This is a genomic window from Massilia sp. Mn16-1_5 (assembly GCF_004798585.1).
In the GTDB taxonomy this organism is placed as follows: domain Bacteria; phylum Pseudomonadota; class Gammaproteobacteria; order Burkholderiales; family Burkholderiaceae_D; genus Telluria.
Map to the genome: position 1 here is coordinate 280,287 of NZ_PPXQ01000001.1, position 19,495 is coordinate 299,781.

Annotated in this window: 14 protein-coding genes; 4 read left to right on the plus strand and 10 right to left on the minus strand. The window is 66.9% G+C overall.

Features of this window, described 5'->3' with window-relative positions:
• Nucleotides 1-20 precede the first annotated feature (20 nt).
• Both mnmH and C2862_RS01235 read right to left on the minus strand, forming a co-directional pair.
• Entirely contained in the window at nt 21-1,076 is a 1,056-nt protein-coding gene (mnmH, locus tag C2862_RS01230; RefSeq protein WP_136218285.1) for a tRNA 2-selenouridine(34) synthase MnmH, read from the minus strand.
• Entirely contained in the window at nt 1,073-1,699 is a 627-nt protein-coding gene (locus C2862_RS01235; protein WP_136218286.1) for an arylesterase, read from the minus strand. The genes mnmH and C2862_RS01235 overlap by 4 nt, the downstream gene beginning before the upstream one ends.
• Here C2862_RS01235 and C2862_RS01240 point away from each other — a divergent pair.
• Nucleotides 1,698-2,411 (plus strand): ABC transporter ATP-binding protein, encoded by a 714-nt coding sequence (locus C2862_RS01240; RefSeq protein WP_136218287.1) that lies wholly within the window; start codon nt 1,698-1,700, stop codon nt 2,409-2,411. The two genes, C2862_RS01235 and C2862_RS01240, sit on opposite strands and share 2 nt — an antisense overlap.
• A 93-nt stretch (nt 2,412-2,504) precedes the next feature.
• Here the strand turns inward: C2862_RS01240 and C2862_RS01245 are convergent, their stop codons facing one another.
• Nucleotides 2,505-4,013: an NAD(P)H-hydrate dehydratase gene (locus C2862_RS01245; protein WP_136218288.1), complete on the minus strand. Its 1,509-nt coding sequence runs from the start codon at nt 4,011-4,013 to the stop codon at nt 2,505-2,507.
• Between the two features lie 97 nt (nt 4,014-4,110).
• On the opposite strand from C2862_RS01245, the gene C2862_RS01250 reads away from it, so the two are divergent.
• Entirely contained in the window at nt 4,111-7,737 is a 3,627-nt protein-coding gene (locus C2862_RS01250) for a hydantoinase B/oxoprolinase family protein (RefSeq protein WP_136218289.1), read from the plus strand.
• Nucleotides 7,738-7,788: 51 nt separating this feature from the next.
• On the opposite strand, the gene C2862_RS01255 is transcribed toward C2862_RS01250, so the two are convergent.
• Nucleotides 7,789-9,417 (minus strand): tetratricopeptide repeat protein, encoded by a 1,629-nt coding sequence (locus tag C2862_RS01255; RefSeq protein WP_136218290.1) that lies wholly within the window; start codon nt 9,415-9,417, stop codon nt 7,789-7,791.
• 170 nt (nt 9,418-9,587) lie between these two features.
• Between C2862_RS01255 and purL the strand changes: the two genes are divergently transcribed.
• Both purL and C2862_RS01265 read left to right on the plus strand, forming a co-directional pair.
• Nucleotides 9,588-13,613 (plus strand): phosphoribosylformylglycinamidine synthase, encoded by a 4,026-nt coding sequence (gene purL / locus C2862_RS01260; protein WP_136218291.1) that lies wholly within the window; start codon nt 9,588-9,590, stop codon nt 13,611-13,613.
• A gap of 190 nt (nt 13,614-13,803) precedes the next feature.
• Nucleotides 13,804-14,634, plus strand: a complete 831-nt coding sequence (locus tag C2862_RS01265) for a hypothetical protein (RefSeq protein WP_136218292.1) — start codon at nt 13,804-13,806, stop codon at nt 14,632-14,634.
• A gap of 175 nt (nt 14,635-14,809) precedes the next feature.
• Here C2862_RS01265 and C2862_RS01270 read toward each other — a convergent pair whose 3' ends face one another.
• The 6 genes from C2862_RS01270 to C2862_RS01295 all read right to left on the minus strand — a co-directional run bounded on the left by C2862_RS01270 (nt 14,810) and on the right by C2862_RS01295 (nt 19,311).
• Nucleotides 14,810-15,589, minus strand: a complete 780-nt coding sequence (locus tag C2862_RS01270; protein WP_136218293.1) for a peptidylprolyl isomerase — start codon at nt 15,587-15,589, stop codon at nt 14,810-14,812.
• A gap of 83 nt (nt 15,590-15,672) precedes the next feature.
• The gene (locus C2862_RS01275) at nt 15,673-16,455 is read right to left on the minus strand and encodes a peptidylprolyl isomerase (protein ID WP_136218294.1); all 783 of its coding nucleotides are present in this window, start codon (nt 16,453-16,455) and stop codon (nt 15,673-15,675) included.
• 120 nt (nt 16,456-16,575) lie between these two features.
• Nucleotides 16,576-16,866, minus strand: coding sequence for a BolA family transcriptional regulator (locus C2862_RS01280; RefSeq protein WP_136218295.1), 291 nt, complete (start codon nt 16,864-16,866; stop codon nt 16,576-16,578).
• Nucleotides 16,863-17,495 carry a septation protein A gene (locus C2862_RS01285; RefSeq protein ID WP_136218296.1) on the minus strand — a complete coding sequence of 211 codons (633 nt, stop codon included), beginning with the start codon at nt 17,493-17,495 and terminating at the stop codon, nt 16,863-16,865. The genes C2862_RS01280 and C2862_RS01285 overlap by 4 nt, the downstream gene beginning before the upstream one ends.
• Nucleotides 17,496-17,500: 5 nt before the next feature.
• The gene (gene msrB, locus C2862_RS01290; RefSeq protein WP_136218297.1) at nt 17,501-17,896 is read right to left on the minus strand and encodes a peptide-methionine (R)-S-oxide reductase MsrB; all 396 of its coding nucleotides are present in this window, start codon (nt 17,894-17,896) and stop codon (nt 17,501-17,503) included.
• A 20-nt stretch (nt 17,897-17,916) separates the two neighbouring features.
• On the minus strand, nt 17,917-19,311 hold the full coding sequence (locus C2862_RS01295) for a YdiU family protein (RefSeq protein WP_373888236.1): 1,395 nt from the start codon (nt 19,309-19,311) through the stop codon (nt 17,917-17,919).
• Nucleotides 19,312-19,495: the final 184 nt, after the last annotated feature.

Below are 19,495 nucleotides of genomic sequence, written 5' to 3' on the forward strand. Positions count from 1 at the left end.
CCGCGTGGACGGAGTCCACCCTACGCGGCGTGCAGGGCGTGCGCCGCCCTGATGAAATCCTGCGGCCCGATGTCGTTCAGCTCCAGCACCTGCGCCTGCCCGTACTGCACGAAGTTGCGGTCGATCGAGCGCAGGTAGGCCGGGTCGTAGTGTTCGACCAGCAGCTGGTCGACCAGCTCCGGCATGGCGCCGCTGTTGGCGAGCGCGTGCCAGGCGTCGATCTTGGCGCGGCCGTGCAGCTGCACCAGGTGGTCGAGCTGGCCGTTCAGGGCCTGCGGATCGCGCGCGAAGTGTTCGTAGTCTTCCATCAAGAGGCGCACGCGGTTGGCGCGCGAGACGGTGAGGGCGACGCAGGGCGCGGCGCGCATGCCGGCCATGACGGCCTCCGGCACGCGCAGGTTGCCGACCTTCTTGCTTTCCGATTCCACGAACACGGGGCGGCTCGGGTCGAAGTGGCGCAGCTTGTCCCAGATGCGGGTCTCGAACATCTTCTGGGTCGGCTGCGGCTCATGGGGCAGGTGGCCCAGCACCGAGCCGCGGTGGGCGGCCAGGCGTTCGAGATCCAGTACTTGCGCGCCAAGGCCCTCCAGGGTCTCGAGCAGGCGGCTCTTGCCGCTGCCGGTGGTGCCGCAGATGACGCGCCACTGCAGCGCCGGCGGCGCTTCCAGGGCGGCGCTCACCGCGGCGCGATAGGCCTTGTAGCCGCCGTCGAGCTGCACCACGGGCCAGCCGATCTTCGCCAGGATGTGGGCCAGCGAGCCGCTGCGGTTGCCGCCGCGCCAGCAGTAGACCAGCGGCTTCCACTCGCGCGGCTTGTCGCCGAACTGTTCCTCGATATGCCGGGCGATGTTGCGCGCGACCAGGGCCGCGCCCACTTTCTTGGCCTCGAAGGCGCCGACCTGCTTGTAGAGGGTGCCGACGCGGATCCGCTCTTCGTCGTTCAGCACCGGGCAGTTGATGGCGCCCGGCAGGTGGTCGAGCGCGTACTCGCCTTCGCTGCGGGCGTCGATGATGGTGTCGAACCGGTCGAGTTCGGGAAGGATGTCGGCAAAGCCCAGTACGGCGGGGTATTTCATCGTGTCTTGATCAGTTGATGGAAGGTGGGCCAGATGTTATTCAGGATGATCGGGTGCGCCTGGGCGCTCGGGTGCAGGCGGTCGGCCTGGAACAGCGCCGGCTTGTCGGCCACGCCTTCGAGCATGAAGGGCACCAGCGGCGCCTTGTACTGCTTCGAGAGCGCGTCGAACATGGAGAAGAAGCGTTCGGTGTAGGCGCGCCCATAGTTTGGCGGCATGCGCATGCCGATCAGCATGACCTTGGCGCGCTGCTTCTGCGCCATGGTGATCATCTCGCGCAGGTTGCTCGAGGCGGCCTCCACCGGCAGGCCGCGCAGGCCGTCGTTGGCGCCGAGTTCGAGCACCACGATGTCGGGCTTGTGCGCCGAGAGCAGGGCGGGCAGGCGGGCGCGGCCGCCGCTGGTGGTCTCGCCGCTGATGCTGGCGTTGACGATGCTGGCGTCGATCTTCTCCGCTTTCAGCTTTTGTTCCAGCAGGGCGACCCAGCCCGCGCCGCGCGCCAGGCCATATTCGGCCGACAGGCTGTCACCCACCACGAGTACGGTTTTTGGTGCAGAATAGGCGCTCGCCGAAGCAAGCACCAGGCTTGCTGCGACAGCTAATCTCTTAAGAAACGACAGCATGCGCGATAACTCCGAGGCGTTGAAAAATCCTGTATCCAGCGTGGGAAACAAGGCGGCGATCCAGGTGGAAGGCCTATCCAAGCGGGTGGCGGACGCCAGCGGCGAACTCACCATCCTGCACAGCATCGATTTTACCGTGCAACCGGCCGAGACGCTTGCGATCGTCGGCGCCTCCGGCTCCGGCAAGTCGACCCTGCTCGGCCTGCTGGCCGGTCTCGACGCGCCCAGCAGCGGCCGCGTGCTGCTGGACGGGACCGACATCTTCGCCCTCGACGAAGACGGCCGCGCCGCCTTCCGCAAGGCGAAGCTCGGTTTCGTGTTCCAGTCGTTCCAGTTATTGGCGCACTTGAACGCGCTCGAGAACGTGATGCTGCCGTTGGAATTGCGCGGCGACGGCGAGGCGCGCGCCAAGGCCGAGGCCATGCTGGGCCGGGTCGGTTTGTCGAGCCGCCTGCGCCATTATCCGAAGTACCTGTCCGGCGGCGAGCAGCAGCGCGTCGCCCTGGCGCGCGCGTTCGTGACAGAACCGCCGCTGCTGTTCGCGGACGAGCCGACCGGGAGCCTGGACGCGGCGACCGGCGAGTCGATCATCCAACTGATGTTCGAGCTGAACCGCGAGCGCGGGTCGACGCTGGTGCTCGTGACGCACGATCCGGCGATGGCGGCGCGCTGTGGGCGGACGATCACCATCGCGGCGGGGAAGCTGGTGTAACGAGCACGCGAACGCACGTTGAACGCGTGGACGGGGGACCCGTCCACCCTACGACGTACGCTGTAGGGTGGACGGCTTTGCCCGTCCACGCGTTCAACGGAATCGTGCGTGGCCGTGCTCGCGAATCAAATCGTTCAACACCGACCGCACCGCCGCCGGCAATTCTCCCGCCGTCATCCCCACCGGCCCGACGCCCTGTTCGACCAGCCGGTCCGCCGCCGCCCCATGCATCCACACGGCGCCGACCGCCGCTTCCCACGCCGGCCAACCCTGGGCCAGCAGCGCCCCGCAGACACCGGCCAGCACGTCACCGCTGCCGCCGGTCGCCAGCCCCGGATTCCCGGTCGGGTTGATCGCCACCTCGCCATCCGGCCGCGCGACCACGCTGCCCGCACCCTTGAGCACCACCACCGCCTGCAGGCGCCTGGCCAGCGCGCGCGCCGTGCCCAGGCGGTCGGCCTGGACCTCCGCCGCCGAACGGCCGAGCAGGCGCGCCGCTTCCAGCGGGTGCGGCGTGACGACCGTCGGCGCCTGGCGGTGCGTCAGGCGTGCCTGCAGCTCGGTGCTGGCCGCAACCAGGTTCAGGCCGTCGGCGTCGAGCAGGATCGGCGCCGCGCTGTCGATGCCGTGCCCGAGCGCGCGCATCGCTTCCATCGCGCCGCCCATGCCGGGGCCGAGTACCAGCACGCGGCCGGCCATGTCGAAATCGTGGGCGAGGCGGAACATCAGCTCGGGTTGCAGCGGATCGAAGGCTTGCACCGGGTCGATCGTCACTGCGAACACGCGCCCGGCACCGGCATACAGCGCGCCGCGTGCGGCCAGCACGGCTGCGCCGGCCATGCCGCGCGCGCCGCCGATCACGGCCAGGTCGCCGAACTGTCCCTTGTGCGAATTCTGGCGCCGCGGCGAAAGCAGGGAGGCGAACAGGGCCGGCGAAGCGATGCCGGCCTGGGCCGGTTCGTAGAGGCCGGCGTCGAGTCCGAGGCCGGCCACCTGCACCAGTCCCGCATGGTCGCGCCCTTCGGCCGTGTGCAGGCCCGGCTTGTCCCCGATGAAGGTGATGGTGTGAGTAGCGCGCACCGCGACCCCGTTCGGGCCGATCACACTGCCGCTGTCGGCATCCAGGCCGCTCGGCACGTCCAGCGCCAGCACCGGGCAGCGGACGCGGTCGATGGCCAGCACCAGGTCGCGGTAGCGGCCTTCCAGCGGCCGTGCGAGCCCGATGCCGAACAGGCCGTCCACCACCAGTGCCCAGTCGCGCACGTCGGGTGCGACGTCGGCGAAGTTGGCGCGGCTGGCGTGGGCGCGCACCAGGGACTGCGCCGCTTCCGGCGAGGGCTTGCCGCTGCCGGCCAGGTGCAGCACGACGACGTCGACGCCCGCTTCGCCGAGATGGGCGGCCAGCTCGAGGGCGTCGCCGCCGTTGTTGCCCGGGCCGGCCAGCACCAGCACCGGCCGCTCGCGCGCGCCGTCCAGCAGGGCAAGGGCGGCGTCGGCGGCCGCGCGGCCGGCGGCGCGCATCAGCGCGCCCGGCTCGAGTGTCTCGGCGGCGGCCGCTTCCGTGGCGCGTATCTGCGCCACGCTGTAGAGTGGATTGTCCATGGGGCTCCGGAATAGTATCGATACTGCGCTGCGTTTTCACCAATTATCGCATCCATCGCGAATACAATAGGCCGACTTGAACGGAAGGGAGTGGAGCATGGACTGGCAGTTCTGGATCGACCGCGGCGGCACCTTTACCGACATCGTGGCGCGCCGTCCCGACGGCAGCCTGGTCACGCACAAGCTGCTGTCGGAGAACCCCGAGCAGTACCGGGACGCGGCGGTGGCCGGCATCCGCCACCTGCTGGACATCGCTCCCGGCGCAGCGCTGCCGGCCGGCGCCATCGAGGCCGTCAAGATGGGCACCACGGTCGCCACCAACGCGCTGCTCGAACGCAAGGGCGAACGCACGGCGCTGGCCATCACGCGCGGCTTTCGCGACGCGCTGCGCATCGCGTACCAGAACCGTCCCAAGCTGTTCGCGCGCCACATCGTGCTGCCCGAGCTGCTCTACGGCCAGGTGGTCGAGATCGACGAGCGTATCGGCGCCCACGGCGAAGTAGTGCGCGAACTCGATGCGGCACAGGCGCGCGCCGAGCTGCAGGCCGTGTACGACAGCGGCACCCGCGCGCTCGCCATCGTCTTCATGCACGGCTACCGCCACACGCGGCACGAACGCGAAGTCGCCCGCATCGCACGCGAGATCGGCTTCACGCAAATCTCCGTGTCGCACGAAGTCAGCCCGATGATGAAGCTGGTCGCGCGCGGCGACACCACCGTGGTCGACGCCTACCTGTCGCCCATCCTGCGCCGCTACGTCGACCAGGTGGCGGCGGAGCTGCCCGGCGTGCACCTGCAGTTCATGCAGTCGAACGGCGGCCTGACCGATGCGCGCGCCTTCCAGGGCAAGGACAGCATCCTGTCCGGCCCCGCCGGCGGCATCGTCGGCATGGTGCGCGCCAGTCGGCTGGCCGGCTTCGAGCGCATCATCGGCTTCGACATGGGCGGCACCTCGACCGACGTCTCGCACTACGCCGGTGAATTCGAAAGGGTCTTCGAGACGCAAGTGGCCGGCGTGCGCATGCGCGCGCCGATGATGAGCATCCACACGGTGGCCGCCGGCGGCGGCTCGATCCTGCATTTCGACGGCAGCCGCTACCGCGTCGGGCCGGACAGCGCCGGCGCCAATCCGGGCCCGGCCAGCTACCGCCGCGGCGGGCCGCTGACGGTCACCGATGCCAACCTGATGCTCGGGAAGATCCAGCCCGCGCATTTTCCGCACCTGTTCGGGCCGAATGGCGACGCGCCGCTCGACCTCGAGGTCGTGCGCGCGAAATTCGCCGAACTGGCGCGCGAGATCGGGCTTGCTGCCGGCGACGCGCGCACGCCGGAGCAGGTGGCCGAAGGTTTCATCGACATCGCGGTCGGGAACATGGCGAACGCGATCAAGCAGATCTCGGTACAGCGCGGCCACGATGTCACCGGCTATGCGCTGACCAGCTTCGGCGGCGCCGGCGGCCAGCATGCCTGCCTGGTGGCCGATGCCCTCGGCATGAAGACGGTCTTCATCCACGGCCTGGCCGGCGTGCTCTCGGCCTACGGCATGGGCCTGGCCGACCAGAGCGCGATGCGTGAGCAGGCCGTCGAGGAACGCCTCGGGCCCGACGCCATCGCGGCGCTGGCCGCGCGCCTGGACGCGCTGGCGGCAGAGGCAACGGAGGAACTGCGCGCGCAGGGCGTGCAGGACGAGCGCATCGACGTGCTCAGGCGCGTGCACCTGCGCTACGAAGGGACCGATTCGGCGCTGCTGGTCGGCTTCGGCACGCAGCCGGCGATGCAGGCCGCCTTCGAGGCCGCCTACAAGCGCCGCTTCTCTTTCCTGATGCCTTCGCGCGCGCTGGTCGTGGAAGCGGTGTCGGTCGAGGCGCTCGGACGCTCGGAAGCGCCGCCCGAGACGATCGCGCCGGCCGCGGCCCGCACGGAAGCGCTGCAAGTCTTCGATACGGTGCGCATGTTCGGCGGCGGCGAATGGCGCGAAACAGGCATTTACCGCCGCGCCGACTTGCAGCCGGGCGACCTCATTGCCGGTCCCGCCATCGTCGCCGAGGACAATGCCACCACCGTCGTCGAAGCCGGCTGGCAGGCCGAGGTCACACCCTACCGGCACCTGGTGCTGCGGCGCGTCCAGGCGCTGCCCGAACGGCGCGCGATCGGCACCACGGCCGATCCGGTCATGCTCGAGATCTTCAACAACCTGTTCATGTCGATCGCCGAGCAGATGGGCCTGCGCCTGCAGAACACGGCCTATTCGGTCAACATCAAGGAGCGCCTCGACTTCAGCTGCGCGATCTTCGACGCCGCCGGCAACCTGGCCGCGAACGCGCCGCACATGCCGGTGCACCTGGGTTCGATGGGCGAGAGCATCAAGACCGTGATGCGCGCGAATGCCGGCAAGATGGCGGCGGGCGACGTCTACGTGCTGAACGACCCCTACAACGGCGGCACCCATCTGCCCGACGTGACCGTGATCTCGCCCGTGTTCGACGAAGCCGGGTCCGAGATTTTGTTCTACGTCGGCTCGCGCGGCCACCACGCCGACATCGGCGGCACCACGCCGGGCTCGATGCCGCCCGACTCCGCGCACATCGAGGAAGAGGGCGTCCTGATCGATAACTTCAAGCTGGTGGACGGCCGCGACGGCGTGCTGCGCGAGGCCGAGGCGAGGGCCTTGCTGCAAGGCGCGCGCTACCCGGCGCGCAACCCGGACCAGAACATGGCCGACCTGCGCGCCCAGGTCGCGGCCAACCAGAAGGGTGTCGAGGAACTGCACCGCATGGTGGCGCACTTCGGCCTGGACGTGGTGCGCGCCTACATGGGCCACGTGCAGGACAATGCCGAGGAAGCCGTGCGGCGCGTCGTCAAGGTCCTGAAGGACGGCAGCTTCACGGTGGACCTGGACAACGGCGCGCGCATCGCGGTGGCGATCACCGTCGACCGCCAGGCGCGCAGCGCCCGTATCGATTTCAGCGGTACCTCGCCCCAGCTCGACAACAACTTCAACGCGCCCTCGAGCGTCTGCATGGCGGCCGTGCTCTACGTGTTCCGCACCCTGGTCGAGGACGAGATCCCGCTCAATGGCGGCTGCCTGAAGCCTTTGGTCGTGATTATCCCGCCCGGCTCGATGCTCAATCCCCATTACCCGGCCTCGGTCGTCTCGGGCAATGTCGAGACCTCGACCTGCATCACCAACGCCCTGTACGGCGCGCTGGGCGTGCAGGCGGCCTCGCAGGGGACGATGAACAACTTCACCTTCGGGAATGCGCGCTACCAGTACTACGAGACGATCTCCGGCGGCAGCGGCGCCGGTCCCGGCTTCGACGGCACCGACGTGGTGCAGACCAACATGACCAACTCGCGCCTGACCGATCCCGAGATCCTCGAATTCCGCTTCCCGGTGCGGCTGGAGAGCTATGCAATCCGCCACGGTTCCGGCGGCGCCGGGCGCTGGCGGGGCGGCAACGGCGGCGTGCGCCGGGTGCGCTTCCTTGAGCCGATGACGGCGGCGATCCTGTCGAACAACCGGATCTACGCGCCCTTCGGCATGGCCGGCGGCGAGCCCGGTGCGCGTGGCGTCAACACGGTGGTGCGTGCCGACGGGCGCGTCGAGCAGATCGGCCACATCGGCAAGGTCGAGATGAAGGCCGGCGACCTGTTCGTGATCGAGACGCCGGGTGGAGGAGGGTACGGGGCGTGGGGTGGGCGCCCCGTGCCCACGCAGAAATGAGCGTCAAGCCAGCGCGCGCATCAGGTGGGCACGGGGCGCCCACCCTACGGGTCATCCGGAGATACCGTACTTGCGCCGCATCGCCAGGTACTCTTCCTCCAGCGGCTCCAGCCTTGGATGCTGCGCATCGATCGCCCGTATCTTCTCCAGCTGGGCGTAGCACAGCTCGCCCAGCGGATGATCCCATCCCAGTTCGGCAATCTGGCGCAGCACGCCGCCGGCCACGGCGATCATCACCTGCAGGTTGTTCGGCGCCATGTGCAACGCTTCGAGCAGGGTCTGCACCGCGCCGCGCACGTCGCCCATGTTGCGCTTCTCGTCGGCGACGCCGAGCAGGATCTGGGCTTGCGCCTTGAGCTGTTGCTGGACGCCGTCCGCCAGGTCGCGCCGGCCCGCCTGGGCGAACAGTTCCAGCGCGTGCTGGCTGGTGACGCCGCTCTCGGGATCGTTCACCACCGCCATCATGACGTCCTGCGCGCCCTTGTCGAGGCGGTGGTCGAGGCAGGCGCGCACCAGGCCCAGTTTCAGGCTTGTGGAGAGGCCGCTGCTGGCGCGCACGGCCGCGACCGCGCCTTGCAGGTCGGCCAGCGCCGCGCCGCGGTTGCCGGCGGCATCGTGCAGGGCGGCGTTGGCCACCGCGACGCAGGCCTCGACTTCCGGGCTGGCCCGCATCGAGCGCTCGAGGTCGCGCACCACGCCGCTCGCGCCGGGCAGGTCGCCGCGCTTGACCAGCGCCTTGGCGAGGCGCAGGTGGTCTTCGGGATCGCGGAATTCGGAGTAGCGGGCCTTGCTGACCACCTGCTTGAAGGATTTCTCGGCCGCGGCGGCATCGCCCGCTTCCAGTGCGACTTCGCCGAGCTTGCGCAGGCGGCGCACCATGTGCGGCGAGATCGCCACCGCTTCCTCGAGGATCTTCTGGGCCTGGGCGACATTGCCGAGCGCCTCGTGGCAGCGCGCCAGCACATCGTAGGCGGCCATCAGGCGCGGGTTGGCGGCCACCAGCATCTGCAGGGTCTCGCGCGCATCCTCGATGCGGCCCTGCGCGTACTGGGCCCGGGCCAGGCCCAGGGCTGCCCAGCCGAGCGGCTTGAAGTCGAGCACCTTGCAGTAGATCTGCTCAGCCTCGCCGTGCTCCTTGAGGCCCACGTGCAGGTCGGCGCGCAGGCGCGCGAAGTCGAGCGCGTGGCGCGGATGCGCGATCTCGGCGGCCGCGGCCGAGCGGATGGCTTCCTGCATATTGCCCTGCGCGACCAGCTGCCAGGTCGGCAGGAACACGGCGCGCCGCTCGATGGCGCGGGCGATGCGCGCGCCGAGCGTCTCGGCCGTGAAGGGTTTCAGGACGTAGTCGGTCGGGGCCAGCTCGGCTGCGCCGATCACCTTGCCGTACACGGCTTCCGAAGTCAGCATGATGAAGATCGCCCAGGGAGCGATCAGGCGGTGGTGGCGCAGGTCTTCCAGCAGCTGCTGACCGTCCTGGCCGTTGTCGGAGCCACTGCTCAGGTCATACTCGCAGAGGACGATGTCGTAGGCGCGGCGTGTCAGCTGGCGGATCGCGGTGCCGGCATTGATGGCGTATTCGATCTTGCTGATCCCCGACAGATTCAGCATGTTCTGCAGGTTGCTGCGCATGCCCGGATTGGGGTCGATTACCAGGACCGACAGGTTGCTGTTCTCTTGCATCGTCTCTCTCGTGGGCAGCCTCGGGGCCGCGTGTTCTGAATCGCTACAATACCGGCAAGCGTAGTGCGCGGCAACTGAAAGGGTCCCTATGCGCAGGCAATATTGTCAACCCTGTATAATAGCGGGCTATCTTCCACCCGCAGCCACGCTGCATCAACCGACTTCCAGCCATGTTGATTCTGCCGGGTTCCAACGCCCTGTCTGTATTTCGTAGCCAACGCCTCCTGAACCAGTTGCAAGCAGCCGCCCCCGCGATCGCCGCGGTCCAGGCCCGCTTCGTGCATTTCATCGACAGCAGCGCGCCGCTGTCGATCGAGGATACGGAGAAGCTCACCGCCATGCTGACCTATGGCGAACCGGTCCCGGAGACCCTGTACGAGGGTTCCACCGTCGAGTTCGTCGTGATCCCGCGCCTGGGCACGATCTCGCCCTGGGCCTCGAAGGCGACCGACATCGCCCACAACTGCGGCCTAGCCCACGTGCACCGCATCGAGCGCGGCGTGGCCTACAAGGTCGTACTGAAGAGCGGCATCCTCGGCAGCAGCCTCGGCGCGCCGAAGAAGCTCTCCGATGAAGAGCTCGCGAACGTGTCGGCGCTGCTGCACGACCGCATGACGGAAACGGTGCTGCGCAATGCCGATGACGCCGCGCAGCTGTTCCAGGAACTCGAAGGCAAGCCGCTCGAATCGATCGACGTGCTGGGGCAGGGCCGCGACGCCCTGGTGCGCGCGAACACGGAACTGGGTCTTGCTATGTCGCTTGATGAGATCGACTACCTGGACGATGCCTTCACCAAGGCGCAGCGCAACCCGACCGACGTCGAACTGATGATGTTCGCCCAGGCCAACAGCGAACACTGCCGCCACAAGATCTTCAACGCCGACTGGATCATCGACGGCGTGAAACAGGACAAATCGCTGTTCGGCATGATCAAGAACACGCACCAGCTGCAGCCCAAGGGTACGGTCGTCGCCTACAGCGACAACTCCTCGATCATGGAAGGCGCGACGGTGACGCGTTTCTTCCCGCGCCAGGACGGCGAGTATGCGCCGATCACGGAGCTGACCCATACCCTGATGAAGGTCGAGACCCACAACCACCCGACCGCGATCTCCCCGTTCCCGGGCGCCTCGACCGGCGCCGGCGGCGAGATCCGCGACGAGGGCGCGACCGGCCGCGGCGCCAAGCCGAAAGCGGGTCTCACCGGCTTCACGGTCTCGAACCTGCTGCTGCCGGATGCCCAGCGTCCGTGGGAGAACGCGGCCGACGTCACCGCGGCCGGCGAGAAGGCCGACGCCCCTGTCTACGGCAAGCCGGAGCGCATCGCTTCCCCACTGCAGATCATGATCGACGGCCCGCTCGGCGGCGCCGCCTTCAGCAACGAGTTCGGCCGCCCGGTCCTGGGCGGCTACTTCCGCACCTACGAACAGAACGCGCAGGCGGCCGGCGGCGTGTACGGCTACCACAAGCCGATCATGATCGCGGGCGGCATCGGCAACATCGCCGACCAGCACACGTTTAAAAACGACATCCCGGCCGGCAGCCTGCTGATCCAGTTGGGCGGCCCGGGCATGCGCATCGGCATGGGCGGCTCGGCCGCATCCTCGATGGCGACCGGCACCAACACGGCGGACCTGGACTTCGACTCGGTCCAGCGCGGCAACCCGGAGATGGAACGCCGTGCCCAGGAAGTCATCAACGGCTGCTGGCAGCTGGGCGAGAAGAATCCGATCATCTCGATCCACGACGTCGGCGCGGGCGGCCTCTCGAACGCCTTCCCTGAGATCGTCAACGACGCCAAGCGCGGCGCGACTTTCGACCTGCGCAAGATTCAGCTGGAAGAATCCGGCATGGCGCCGAAGGAAATTTGGTCAAATGAGTCGCAAGAGCGATATGTATTGGCGATTGCGCCGGAAAGCCTGAGCTTGTTTGCATCGCTGTGCGAGCGCGAGCGTTCGCCTTTCGCCGTGATCGGCGTCGCCACCGAGGAGCGCCAGTTGCGCGTGGTGGACGAGCTGGCCGGGAACAATCCCGTCGACATGCCGATGGACGTCCTGCTCGGCAAGCCGCCGAAGATGCTGCGCGAGGTCGAGCACGTCAAGCGCGAGCTGCCGAAGGTCGACCTGACCGGCATCGAACTGGAAGAAGCGGCGCGCCGCGTGCTGCTGCTGCCGACCGTGGCCGACAAATCCTTCCTGATCACGATCGGCGACCGCTCGGTCGGCGCCATGACCGTGCGCGACCAGATGGTCGGCCCCTGGCAGGTGCCGGTGGCCGACTGTGCCGTCACCGCGATGAGCTATGAAGGCTTCAAGGGCGAAGCGATGGCGATGGGCGAGCGCACGCCGCTGGCCGTGATCGACGCCGCCGCCTCGGGCCGCATGGCCGTGGGCGAGGCGATCACCAACATTGCGGCCGCCCCGATCGCCTCGATCGAAGACATCAAGCTGTCCGCCAACTGGATGGCCGCCTGCGGCCAGCCGGGCCAGGACGCGGCCCTGTTCGACACCGTCAAGGCGGTCGGCATGGAGCTGTGCCCGGCGCTGGGGATCAGTATCCCGGTCGGCAAGGATTCGCTGTCGATGCGCACCACCTGGAACGACGAGGGCGAGAACAAGTCGGTGATCTCGCCGGTCTCGCTGATCGTTTCCAGCTTCGCGCCGGTGCCGGATGTGCGGCGTTCCTTGACTCCACAATTGCGCACGGACGTGGGCGACACCGCCCTGGTCCTGATCGACCTCGGCCGCGGCAAGAACCGCCTCGGTGCCTCGGCGCTGGCGCAGGTGACCCAGCAGCTCGGCGACTCGGTGCCGGACGTCGATTCGCCGGACGACCTGAAGGCCTTCTTCGCAGCGGTCCAGCGTCTCAACAACGAGGGCAAGCTGCTGGCCTACCACGACCGTTCGGACGGCGGCCTGTTCGCGACGCTCTGCGAGATGGCCTTCGCCGGCCGCGCCGGTGTCTCGGTCAACCTCGACATCCTGACCATGGAAGGCGAACACGCCTCCGACTGGGGCGACGCCAAGAACTGGGCGTCGCAAGTGGGCGAGCGCCGCAACGAGATGACGCTGCGCGCGCTGTTCGCGGAAGAGCTGGGCGCCGTCATGCAGGTGCGCGAGGGGGACAAGCGCGAGGTCATGAACGTGCTGCGCGAACTGGGCCTGGGCGCCTGCAGCCACATCATCGGCAAGGTCAACGAGCGCGGCGCGATCGAATTCACGCGCGACGCCAAGGTCATCTACAACCAGAAGCGCAGCAGCCTGCACCGCCTGTGGTCGGAAACCAGCTGGCGCATCGCGCGCCTGCGCGACAATCCAGACTGCGCGGACCAGGAATACGATCGTCTCCTCGACGAAACCGACCCCGGCATCACGCCGAAGCTGACGTTCGACCCGAGCGAGAACATCGCGGCGCCCTTCATTGCCACCGGCGTGCGTCCGCGCGTCGCCATCCTGCGCGAGCAGGGCGTCAACTCGCACATCGAGACCGCCTGGGCGATGCACCAGGCCGGCTTCACGGCGGTCGACGTCCACATGAGCGACCTGATCGCGGGCCGCGCGAACCTGGCCGACTTCCATGGCGTCATCGCAGTCGGCGGCTTCTCCTACGGCGACGTGCTGGGCGCGGGCGAAGGCTGGGCCAAGACCATCCTGTTCAACGCCCGGCTGGCCGACCAGTTCGCGGCCTTCTTTGCGCGCCAGGACACCTTCGGCCTGGGCGTGTGCAACGGCTGCCAGATGCTGGCCAACCTGAAGCCGATCATCCCGGGCGCCCACGCCTGGCCGAAGTTCACCCGCAACAAGTCGGAACAGTTCGAGGCGCGCTTCGGCATGGTCGAGGTGCTCGATTCGCCGTCGATCTTCTTCGCCGGCATGGCGGGCACCCAGGCGCCGCTGGCCATCGCCCACGGCGAAGGCTTCGCCGACTTCTCGCTGACCGGCAATCTGGACGAGGTTGTCCAGTCGCTGCGCTACGTCGACAACCGCGGCCAGGCCACCGAAACCTATCCGTTCAACCCGAACGGATCGCCGGGCGGCCTGACGGCCGTGACCACGCCGGATGGCCGCTTCACGGCCATGATGCCGCACGCCGAGCGCGTGTTCCGCACGGCGGTTCATTCCTGGGCGCCGCCGAGCTGGGGCGACGATGCGCCGTGGATGCGGATGTTCCGCAACGCGCGCAAATGGGTCGGTTGATCGCTTGACCAGAACGCCTCCTTCGGGAGGCGTTTTTCATTGGATTTGGCGGAGAGAAATTGACCTTGGCGAACATTTCTTCCTTTAAATTCAAACGCTTACCTTGCTGAGCCTGCACAATTCTCAGGCGGGGTTTCTCCCCGATCATGGTCCCAAGCGGCAAGCCCGCCGACTACCCAAGGAGACCTCCATGACGCTCAGCACCCTGTATCGATCCACCTGGGCTGTCCTCGCTGTCGCACTGGCATTCGGCCTGTCCGCCGGCCATGCGATGGCGCAGACGGCGCCGGCGGCCACGGCGACCCTCGACGTCACCAGCATTGACGCCACCGGACAATGGCGCTATTCGGGCGTCGTGACGGTGCCGGCGCCTGCCGGCGCACAGGTGCTGGTCAACGGCCGCATCCAGAACCAGACCTCGCGCGAGGGCTTCCAGGATGCGCTGAAGGCCAATGTCGGCGCGCCGGTGGCGCGGACAGGAGAGACGCTGGTGCTGCCGTATTCGGTGGAGGGGCCGCCGCTGACCCTGGGCGAGCTGCGCAGCGCGCTGACGATACAGGTGCAGGACTCGCTGACCAATCCGACGCTGCGCACCCTGTTCGCGGAAAGCGCGACCGTGTCCCCGAGCGCCACCTGCGGCTGCCCGCCGAAAGGCTGCGTGCGCACGCAGGGCTACTGGGGCAACAAGCCGAACGTGGTCTGGAGGGCGCCATACAGCCGGACCGCGCTGTTCTTCTCCTCGGGCCTGACCTGGCAGCAGATCCTCGACACGCCGCCGCGCGGCAGCGGCTACATCATCCTGGCGCACCAGTACATCGCCGCCGTCCTCAACCGCGCCGCCGGTGCTTCGGCCCCAGCCGGCGTGCAGTCCGTGATCGATGCGGCCACGACCTGGTTCCGTAGCGGCACCGTGCCCTCGACCTGCGGGCCGGGCGAGTGCGCGCAGCAAAAGACCTGGGCGGGGATGCTCGATACCTACAACAATGGTGCGTATCCGGGAGCGCCCAAGCACTGCGATTGACATCGCCGAGAGGTAGGGTGGGCGCCCCGTGCCCACCAGCACCGCGCACAGGCATGCGCGTTTGTTCGCGCAAACGCGGCGCACGCGTCCGGTGGGCTCGGGGCGCCCACCCTACGGCCCCGGCAATAAAAAAGGCGCTTCCCCGGAAGCGCCTTTTCTCATCTGGCCGATCCGATTACTGGATCTTGGCTTTCTTCAGCAGCGACTCGCGGTATTCGGCGAGCTTGCGCTGTTGCAGTTGTTCCGCGACCTGCTGCTTGACCTGGTCCAGCGGCGGGATGGTCACTGGACGGGTTTCTTCCAGCTTGATGACGTGGTAGCCGTACTGGGTCTTCACCGGGGTGTCGGTGATGGCGCCTTTTTGCAGGGCGACCATGGCCTTCGAGAACTCAGGCACGAAGCGGCCAGGATCGGTCCAGCCGAGGTCGCCGCCCTGGGCAGCCGAGCCTGGGTCCTTGCTCTGCTTGGCCAGTTCTTCGAACTTGGCGCCGCCCTTGAGCTTGGCGATGATGGCTTTCGCGTCTTCTTCCTTCTCGACCAGGATGTGGCGAGCGTGGTATTCCTTGTCCGGTGCGCCGGCTTTCGCCTTGTCGTACTCGGCCTTGATCTCGGCATCCTTCACCGGGTTCTTCTTGACGTAGTCGGCCAGCATCGCGTTGATGATGATGCTCTGGCGGGCGTTGTCGATGGCGGCCTTGACTTCAGGACGGGCACCCACGTTCTGCTTGTCGGCTTCCTGGATCAGCACTTCGCGGCCGATCAGGTCCTTCTTGATCAGTTCGCGCAGTTGCGGCGAGTCCGTCGCGCGGCCCTGGGCGACGACCTGCTTGACCATCTGGTCGACCCGCGCCGCCGGGATCGGCTTGCCGTTCACGGTCGCAACGTTTTGGGCGAAGACAGGTGCGGCCACGATGAAGGACATGGCGAGCAACAGGCGGGTTGGCTTCAAAATCATTGTTCAGATCCTATAAAAACTCGAAAAGTCGCCCGCTGGCGACGAATGACCGGCGCCAGCGACGGCGCCGGTGAAAAACTATCTTACTGCACCTTTGCCTTTTTGACCATTTCCTCTTGGTAAGCCGCCAGTTTGTTCTGGGTGAGGCTTTCCGCGATCTGGGACTTGATCTCTTCCATCGCCGGCACCTTGACTGCGCGCACGTCGTCGACCTTGATGACGTGGAAGCCGGCGCCGGTCTTGACCGGAGCGTCGGTGACCTGGCCTTTGCTCAGCTTGGTGAAGCCGGCCGCGAATTCAGGCGGGAAGGCCGATGGGGCAGCCCAGTCGAGGTCGCCGCCATTGGCAGCCGAACCGGTGTCCTTGCTCTGCTTGGCCAGGTCTTCGAACTTGGCGCCGCCCTTGATCTTGGCGATCACGGCTTTCGCTTCGTCCTCGGTGCCCAGCAGGATGTGGCGCAGGTGGTATTCCTTCTCGCCTGCCTGGGTCTTGGCGAAGCGGTCGTACTCGGCCTTGATCTCGGCGTCGGTCACCGGGTTCTTGGCGATGTAGTCGCGCGCCAGCTGGTTCACGACGATGGCCTGGCGGGCGCTGTCGAGGGCTTGCTTGACGTCCGGCTTCTTGTCGTAGCCCTGCTTGATCGCTTCCTGCATCAGCACTTCGCGTGCGATCAGGTCGCGCTTGATCGCTTCGCGCAGTTGCGGCGAATCCTGGCCCTGGCCCTGGGCCACAACCTGCTTGACGATGGCATCGACGCGCGAGGTCGGGATGGCCTTGCCGTTCACGACGGCCATGTTCTGGGCGAATGCTGGCACCGAAATAACGGCGATCAGGGCTAACAGCAGACGAGCTGGCTTAAAAGTCATTATTGAATTTCCTGTGGAGGGAGTTGCTTGGACGAGATTTGAATTAGTTCTTTTTGCAGAGCAGTTCTTCAATACGATACGAATGATGCGTTATCAATCTTAAGCGATCCTGAACCGGCCTCAGTCCAGTTCGGATGGCGTCAAGGCCGTGATCGCCAGGGCATGGATCTCGGCCCGCATCATATCGGCCACGGCATCATACACCAGTCGATGACGCATGACGAGTCTCAGTCCCTGGAAGCGTTCCGAGACGATTTTGACGCTGTAATGGCCGCCGCCCGAGGCTGCGCCGGCGTGGCCGGCGTGCAGGTGCGAGTCGTCGGAAATCTCGAGCAGCGTAGGCGCGAGGGCCTGTTCCAGCGCTGCCTGGATGCGTTCGACGCGGTGGTCGGTCTTGTTATCCAGGCTCATGCTTCCTCCTGCGGGATGTGCTTCATGAGGAGCATCGACTGCGCGATGGTGAAGAGGAAGAAGATCGCGGTCATGCCGAACACCTTGAAGTTGACCCAGGCCGCCATGTTGTCGCGGTAGATGACAAAGGCCATCAGCAGGTTCAGGGCGCCCAGCAGGAACAGGAAGACGACCCAGGTATAGCCGACGCGCGGCCACAGGGCGTCCGGCAGGGGCAGGGCTTCTTCCATGGCCTTGCGCATCAGGTTCTTGCCGAAGAACAGCTGGCTCACCAGCAGGGCGGCAGCGAAGATCCAGTAGATGATGGTCGGCTTCCACTTGATGAAGGTTTCGTCGTGCAGGTAGATGGTCATGCCGCCGAAGACGACGATCACGAACAGCGAGACCCACAGCATGCCGTCCACCTTGCGCCGGCGCGCCAGCAGGTAGCCGACCTGCAGGACGGTGGCGATGATGGCGACGACCGTGGCGAGCATGGTCGGCGCCTGCTCGGCCAGGATCTTGCCGCCCGAGACCATGCCGCCCAGGTATTGCTCGGCGATGGCCAATGCGGCGGCCTCGTTGCCGTTGCCGATCTTGTAGACGACGAAGAACAGGATCAGCGGGAAAAAGTCGAACAGAAATTTCATGGTGCTCAGATTTCCTTGAACGACAGGGCGGCTGAATTGATGCAATAGCGCAGGCCGGTCGGCGGCGGGCCGTCCGGGAAGACGTGGCCGAGGTGGGCGTCGCAGACGGCGCAGATGATCTCGGTGCGCACCATGCCGTGCGACCGGTCGACCTTCTCGATCACGTTGTCGGGGTCGAGCGCCTTGAAATAGCTGGGCCAGCCGCAGCCGGACTCGAACTTGGCGTCGGATTCGAACAGCGGCGTATTGCAGCAGACGCAGGTGTAGATGCCGTGCTCGTGGTGGTCCCAGTATTTACCCGTGAAGGCGCGCTCGGTGGCGGCGTGGCGCGTCACCTGGTATTCCATCGGGTCGAGCTGGGCACGCCATTCGGCGTCGGTTTTTGTCACTTTATCGGTCATGATGGTCTTTCTATAGAAAATCAGGAGGAGCAGCTGACCTCGAGATGCGCCGCCCAGTCCGGCGGCAGTGCCGCATAGTGCTCGTGTTCGGGCTGCTCGTCAAAGGGTTGCTCGAGCACGGCCAGCAATTCGCGCACGCCGCCATAATCGCCGTTCTGTGCCCGTTCGATCGCCTGCTGGGCCAGATAGTTTCGCAGGACGTACTTCGGATTGACCCGGTTCATGGCGCCGCGGCGCTCGGCATCGACGCTGTTTTCCCGGCGCAGGCGGGCGCGGTAGCGGACGGCCCAGTCGTCGAAGGCGGCGCGATCGATGAACAGGTCGCGCAGCGGAGCGTCAGTTTCGGGTGCGTCCACCCGCAGGTCGCCCAGGCGCCGGAACAGCAGCGTGAAGTCGACGTGGCTGCCTTGCATGATCGTAAACAGGCTGTCGAACAGGGCGCGGTCGCCCGCGTCATAGGTGCTCAGGCCCAGCTTCGCGTGCAGCAGCTCGTCCAGTTTCGCTTCGAAGACCGGCATGTAGACGTCGAGCGCTTCCTGGGCCGCCTCGACCGTGCCGATCAGCGGCAGCAGGGCGTTGCCCAGCGCATAGCAGTTCCAGTGGCCGATCGCGACCTGGTTCGCATACGAATAGCGTCCGCCCTGGTCGGTGTGGTTGCAGATGTGGTTGACGTCGAAGGCTTCCATGAAGCCGAAGGGGCCGTAGTCCAGCGTCAGGCCGAGGATCGACATATTGTCGGTGTTCATCACGCCGTGCATGAAGCCGACCGACTGCCAGGCGGCGATCATGCGTGCCGTCCGTTTCGTGACTTCGGCCAGCAGCGCCTTGTAGGGATTATCAACGTCGCGCAGTTCGGGATAGAAACCGTCGATCACGTAGTCGGCCAGCGTTTTCAGCTCGTCCGGCTTGTCGCGGTAGTGCCAGTGTTCGAAGGAGCCGAAGCGGACGAACGAGGGCGCCATGCGCGTGACCACGGCGGCGGTCTCGATGTTCTCGCGCATCACGCGCTGGTGCGAGCCGGTCACGACCAGGGCGCGCGTGGTCGGAATGCCGAGCGCGGCCATGGCTTCGGAGCAGAGGAATTCGCGGATCGAGGAGCGCAACACGGCGCGGCCGTCGCCCATGCGCGAGTAGGGCGTCTTGCCGGCGCCTTTCAGCTGCAGTTCCATGCGGCCCTCAGGGCCGTCGAGCTCGCCGAGCAGGATGGCGCGGCCGTCGCCCAGCTGGCCGGCCCAGACGCCGAACTGGTGGCCCGAATACACGGCAGCCAGCGGTTCGGAGCCGGGCAGCAACCGGTTGCCGGTGAAGGCGGCCACGAAATCGGCCTGCTCGAGCGCGCTTGGTGCGATCCCAACCAGTGCCGCCGCGCGGCTGCTGGCCGCAACGAAATAGGGCGCCGGCAAGGGCGTGGGCATCAGCCGCGTATAGAAGGCCGGCGGCAGCGCGGCAAAGCCGTTCTCCAGTGTCAGTTCGTCGGGCGTAATGGCAGCTCCAATGCAGGGTGGGGGAACAATGGCGCGATTCTACCGTACCGGGCCGATTCTATTCGCACACGCCTGTTCCAGGAGCGCTGCTTACATCCGGTTACGGAATCGCAGG

What these genes read in the sequence shown, in the direction of transcription:
- mnmH (WP_136218285.1), bottom strand. Translation starts at nt 1,076, where the DNA reads ATGAAATACCCCGCCGTACTGGGCTTTGCCGACATCCTTCCCGAACTC.
- C2862_RS01240 (WP_136218287.1), top strand. Translation starts at nt 1,698, where the DNA reads ATGCGCGATAACTCCGAGGCGTTGAAAAATCCTGTATCCAGCGTGGGA.
- C2862_RS01235 (WP_136218286.1), bottom strand. Translation starts at nt 1,699, where the DNA reads ATGCTGTCGTTTCTTAAGAGATTAGCTGTCGCAGCAAGCCTGGTGCTT.
- C2862_RS01245 (WP_136218288.1), bottom strand. Translation starts at nt 4,013, where the DNA reads ATGGACAATCCACTCTACAGCGTGGCGCAGATACGCGCCACGGAAGCG.
- C2862_RS01250 (WP_136218289.1), top strand. Translation starts at nt 4,111, where the DNA reads ATGGACTGGCAGTTCTGGATCGACCGCGGCGGCACCTTTACCGACATC.
- C2862_RS01255 (WP_136218290.1), bottom strand. Translation starts at nt 9,417, where the DNA reads ATGCAAGAGAACAGCAACCTGTCGGTCCTGGTAATCGACCCCAATCCG.
- purL (WP_136218291.1), top strand. Translation starts at nt 9,588, where the DNA reads ATGTTGATTCTGCCGGGTTCCAACGCCCTGTCTGTATTTCGTAGCCAA.
- C2862_RS01265 (WP_136218292.1), top strand. Translation starts at nt 13,804, where the DNA reads ATGACGCTCAGCACCCTGTATCGATCCACCTGGGCTGTCCTCGCTGTC.
- C2862_RS01270 (WP_136218293.1), bottom strand. Translation starts at nt 15,589, where the DNA reads ATGATTTTGAAGCCAACCCGCCTGTTGCTCGCCATGTCCTTCATCGTG.
- C2862_RS01275 (WP_136218294.1), bottom strand. Translation starts at nt 16,455, where the DNA reads ATGACTTTTAAGCCAGCTCGTCTGCTGTTAGCCCTGATCGCCGTTATT.
- C2862_RS01280 (WP_136218295.1), bottom strand. Translation starts at nt 16,866, where the DNA reads ATGAGCCTGGATAACAAGACCGACCACCGCGTCGAACGCATCCAGGCA.
- C2862_RS01285 (WP_136218296.1), bottom strand. Translation starts at nt 17,495, where the DNA reads ATGAAATTTCTGTTCGACTTTTTCCCGCTGATCCTGTTCTTCGTCGTC.
- msrB (WP_136218297.1), bottom strand. Translation starts at nt 17,896, where the DNA reads ATGACCGATAAAGTGACAAAAACCGACGCCGAATGGCGTGCCCAGCTC.
- C2862_RS01295 (WP_373888236.1), bottom strand. Translation starts at nt 19,311, where the DNA reads ATGCCCACGCCCTTGCCGGCGCCCTATTTCGTTGCGGCCAGCAGCCGC.